This window comes from Bacillus sp. LL01, from assembly GCF_001037965.1.
In genome coordinates, this window is sequence record NZ_LFEL01000135.1 from 1 (window position 1) to 4,894 (window position 4,894).

The 4,894-nt window shown below is 39.2% G+C and carries 4 protein-coding genes; all 4 read left to right on the forward strand.

The genetic code is table 11. The annotated features are described in order from the left end of the window. Positions 1-352: 352 nt before the first annotated feature. Positions 353-1,039, forward strand: a complete 687-nt coding sequence (gene ftsE, locus AB685_RS26350) for a cell division ATP-binding protein FtsE (RefSeq protein ID WP_047973558.1) — start codon at positions 353-355, stop codon at positions 1,037-1,039. Next, the gene (gene ftsX / locus AB685_RS26355) at positions 1,029-1,922 is read left to right on the forward strand and encodes a permease-like cell division protein FtsX (protein WP_047973559.1); all 894 of its coding nucleotides are present in this window, start codon (positions 1,029-1,031) and stop codon (positions 1,920-1,922) included. The genes ftsE and ftsX overlap by 11 nt, the downstream gene beginning before the upstream one ends. Positions 1,923-1,993: 71 nt before the next feature. Next, positions 1,994-3,406, forward strand: coding sequence for a peptidoglycan DD-metalloendopeptidase family protein (locus tag AB685_RS26360; RefSeq protein WP_047973560.1), 1,413 nt, complete (start codon positions 1,994-1,996; stop codon positions 3,404-3,406). 270 nt (positions 3,407-3,676) lie between these two features. After that, on the forward strand, positions 3,677-4,894 hold a 1,218-nt coding region (locus AB685_RS26365), incomplete at its 3' end, for an FAD-dependent oxidoreductase (protein WP_047973561.1).

A 4,894-nucleotide genomic window follows, 5' to 3' on the forward strand; every position in this document is an offset into this window, starting at 1 on the left:
CTCAAAACTTAGAAGATGATGAGGCGGCTAACCTTGCTGCTTGGCTTTCAGAGCAATAAAATGATAAGATCTATTCTCTTATGAGAGTAGATCTTTTTTTTGTGAAAACGAGACCAATTTCTCATGTTTTTTACAATCACTCGATCTATTGAAATGAAAATGTAACATAAATGAACATGCACAAGTTTTAAATAATGGTATAATGGGTAAGCAAACCGACAGATTAGGTGAGCATTCTACAAAAAATACAGACTTCAAAAGGTCGTATTAAGTTGCTTATGAAAGCAGCGTTCGTAGGAATCATGAAGGTTAATAGACACCATGAGAGACTGAACGCAAGGAAGTGATAGTATTGATCGAAATGAAAGATGTTTGGAAGATGTATCCAAACAATGTTCATGCCATTAATGGAATTAATATAAAAATTGAAAAAGGTGAATTCGTTTATGTTGTAGGACCCAGCGGTGCTGGTAAGTCTACATTCATTAAAATGATGTACCGAGAAGAACGTCCAACAAAAGGTGATATACTTATTGATGAGACAAATCTTTCGAAGATAAAAGAGAGACATATTCCTCTTTTACGTCGTAGAATCGGGGTTGTTTTCCAAGACTTTAAGCTTCTTTCAAGTTTAACAGTCTATGAAAACGTGGCATTCGCCCTAGAAGTTATCGAGGAGAATCCTGCTGTTATTAAGCGGAAAGTCATGGATGTTCTTGATATCGTTCGTCTTAAAAATAAAGCAAGGGCCCTGCCGGATGAGTTATCTGGTGGTGAGCAGCAGCGTGTGGCGATTGCTCGAGCGATTGTCAACCGTCCAGATGTGATGATTGCAGATGAGCCTACAGGGAATCTTGATCCTGATACAGCATGGGAGATTATGGATATCTTAGAAGATATTAATCAGCGCGGTACGACTGTGGTGATGGCAACTCACAACAAAGACATTGTAAACACGCTCAAAAGACGAGTGATTGCAATTGAAAGTGGACGAGTCGTACGTGATCAGGCAAGGGGGGACTACGGTTATGAAATTTAGAACCCTCGGACGTCATGTAAAAGAAGGAACGAAGAACCTTGGTCGGAACGGCTGGATGACATTTGCATCGATTAGTGCTGTTACCGTTATGTTGTTTGTTGTAGGGGCGTTCTTACTCTTAATCTTAAATGCTAATAGTTTTGCTGATAGTGTGGAAGATGATGTTGAGATCAGAGCCTATATTGAGCTTACCGCAACACCTGAACAGCAAGAAGAATTAAAAGAGGAAATAGAGGCCACTGCAAATGTTGAAGGTGTAACCTTTTTAAGTAAAGATGAAGGACTTGATCAGTTAATTGATAGTTTAAATGATGCTGGTGGAGCGTTCGAATCGATTCGTGAAGAGAATCCACTAAATGACGCGTTCGTCGTCAGAGCAACAAGTCCTCAATTAACAGAATCAGTAGCAAGTGAGGTTGAAGAGTTACCTTATGTCGAATCCGTCAACTATGGACAAGGATTTGTTGAGCGACTGTTCGCCTTTACAGAATTAGCTCGTACAATCGGGATTATCCTTATTGTTGGGATGATGTTTACGGCAATGTTCTTAATTGCCAACACGATTAAAATTACCATTATTGCTAGAAAACGAGAAATTCAAATTATGAAACTCGTAGGGGCAACAAATGGATTCATTCGCTGGCCATTTTTTGTAGAAGGAATGTTACTTGGAATCGTTGGTTCCTTAATACCGATCCTTGCTTTAGGATTTGGATATTCCTACCTCTACTCAAGATTTGGACAACAGTTTGAAACATTATTCTTTTCGTTGTTACCGCCATTCCCATACTTGTGGCAAATTGCTGCGCTCCTAATTGGAATTGGAGCCTTTATTGGTGTGTGGGGAAGCGTGATGTCAGTACGTAAATTCTTAAAAGTTTAGTAGAATATGAATGTAGATGAAATGGTAGCAGCGAGGGCTGCTACCTTACATATGAGGGGGAGCAAGGTCGAATGAGGAGAAGAATCGGATTAGTCGCAGYAGCTGCAATACTTACGTTTAGTTCATTTGGGTTCACTAGTACATCTGATGTAGCTCATGCTAATAGTGAACTTAAAAATCAAATCTCTGATGTTCAACGTGAACAACAACAAAACTCAGAAAAAGCAAACCAAACAGAAGCAGAGATCGCTGAAATTGAAAGTGAATTAGCAGAGGTTAATGCTGAAATGCAAGAGATTGATGAAAAGATGTCAGAAACGAATCAAAAGCTACGTGAAAAGCGTGCAGAGATTGAAGAGACTCGTGAGCATATTGAACAACTGCAAGAGGAGATTGTGATTTTAGAAGAGCGTATCGCTGAACGTGATGAGTTATTAAAGGATCGCGCTCGTTCTATGTACCAATCAGGTGGTTCGATTGATTACCTTGAAGTGATTCTTGGTTCAAAAGATTTTGGTGATTTTCTTGATCGTATCAGTGCATTGACGGTTATTGCTCAACAAGACCGCAGTATTTTAGAAGCACATATGGAAGATCACTTAGCTCTTGAAGATGCGAAAGAGCAAGTGGAAGAAGAGCTTGCTAATTTAGAGCAACAGTTAATCGAGCTTGAAGAGCTAAGTGCGCAACTAGAAGAACAACGTCAAGAAAAAGACCGTCTTCTTGGTCAACTTGAACAAAAAGAAGGCGAGCTCCATACGGATCTAGGAAACTTAGATAATGAAAATGAAATCTTAAAACAACAAGAAGCAGCACTACAGCAGCAACTTGCTGAATATGAAGCAGAGCAAGWACGTAAGCGTCAAGAAGAAGAAAAACGCAAGCAAGAGGAAGCGGCAGCAGCTGAAGCAGCTAAAAAATCAGCAGCAGCCCAACAAACAACATCTAGAAGTTCAGATTCAAGCTCTAACTCGAATTCTAGCTCTAACTCTAGTTCAAACTCAAACTCATCCAATTCAAGCTCAAATGCCAGCAGCAACACTCAACATAGTGCACCTGCTGTAACGAACTCTGGATTTATGCGTCCGGCAACGGGTACCATTACCTCAACTTACGGACCTCGTGCAACATTTGGTGGTCGTATGCACCACGGTATTGATATTGGTAAAAATGGGCGTACAGGTGATGTTCCGATTGTCTCAGTAGCAGACGGACAAGTTGTTCAGTCTTACTATTCTTCAAGTTATGGAAATACAGTATTAATCTCGCATATGGTTAATGGTAAGCAAATTACTACATTATATGCACACTTAGAGAACCGTGAAGTAAGTGCAGGTCAAAGTGTGTCAAAAGGTCAACGCCTAGGTATGATGGGTAACACTGGCCGTTCATTCGGACCACATTTACACTTTGAAGTACATGAAGGTGGCTGGAACGGAGCGAAATCAAACTCTGTTGACCCTATGAAATATATTCCACGTTAAGAATGGAATTTAAATACCAAAAGCACAACTTGTAAACTTACAAGTTGTGCTTTTTTTTGTGTGTATTACATCTAGTAATAAATGGAAGAGGTCTCAATTAAACGTTTGTTTAGACGGTTACTTCATAATAGTGTGTCAAGTGATCTGACATAAACGAAGATTTTACCCTCCTATGTTCGATAAAATGAAACTATATATGATCGAGAAGAATAGATGGTTTGCTTCAATATAGCTAAATAAAAATAGTTCAGGATCGGGAGGGTTTCAATGATGAGAAAGCAAAGGTTAGTGGTGATTGGAAACGGGATGGCAGGAATCAACTGCGTTCAAGAAATCTTAAATCATCAGCCTAATGCATTTGAGATAACAGTCTTTGGAAGTGAGCCCCATTATAATTACAATCGTATTCTCTTATCAACGGTTTTACAAGGGTCAACAAAGGTAGAAGATATTACGATAAATGATCGGTCTTGGTATGAGAAAAATAACATTACATTGTATACAGGTGAGACAGTCACATATATAGATTCAGATAACAAGATTCTACGTACGGATCAAAATAGAGAAGTATCATATGATAAAGCCATTGTGGCTACGGGCTCACATCCATTTGTTTTAGCACTACCGGGAAATGATAAAAAAAGAGTTATTAATTTTCGTACGATAGAAGATTGCGAGAAGATCATCGACATGTCTAAGCATCATAAAAAAGCAGTTGTTATTGGTGGGGGGTTATTAGGTTTAGAAGCAGCTAGAGGACTACTTCATTTAGGAATGGAGGTAGATGTTGTTCATCTTTCTAAACATATTATGGAAAGACAATTGGATCCAACAGCTTCAATCATGCTACAGCGGGAGCTTGAGAATCAAGGCGTGAACTTTCTGCTAGAAAAAGCATCGGCTGAAATAATCGGTGGGGATTCTGTTGAAGGCTTACGTTTTAAAGACGGAACAGAAGTAAAAGCTGAAGCAATCATCATGGCAGTAGGAGTAAGGCCAAATATTAAACTGATGAAGGGAAGTAGGATTGAAACAAATCGTGCTATTGTGGTCAATGATTACCTCCAAACAAATGTAGCTGATGTCTACGCGGTTGGCGAGTGTGCTGAGCATCGAGGGATTGTTTATGGCCTTGTTAAGCCTTTATATGAACAAGGCAGAGAATTAGCGAAGCATATTTGTGGTATCGATTCGCAAGGTTATCAAGGTTCTACTTTATCGACTCAGTTAAAAATTTCGGGAGTGGATGTATTTTCTGTWGGAGATTTCGTTGGAGATGAAACAACAAAAACCATTACTCATTACGACGAACAGGCAAATATTTATAAGAAACTAGTTTTAAAAGATGACAAAATTCTAGGGGCGGTCCTATACGGGGATGCAAAAGTCGGCAATCGTTTAGTTGATATGATCAACAAACAAAAAGTAATGACGGATGAGGAAAAAATGCTGCTATTGCAAACGAGTGATCGCAATAATTTGCAGGTA

Excerpts from the sequence above, each read along its gene's own strand:
- ftsX (WP_047973559.1), top strand. The coding sequence starts at position 1,029 with ATGAAATTTAGAACCCTCGGACGTCATGTAAAAGAAGGAACGAAGAAC.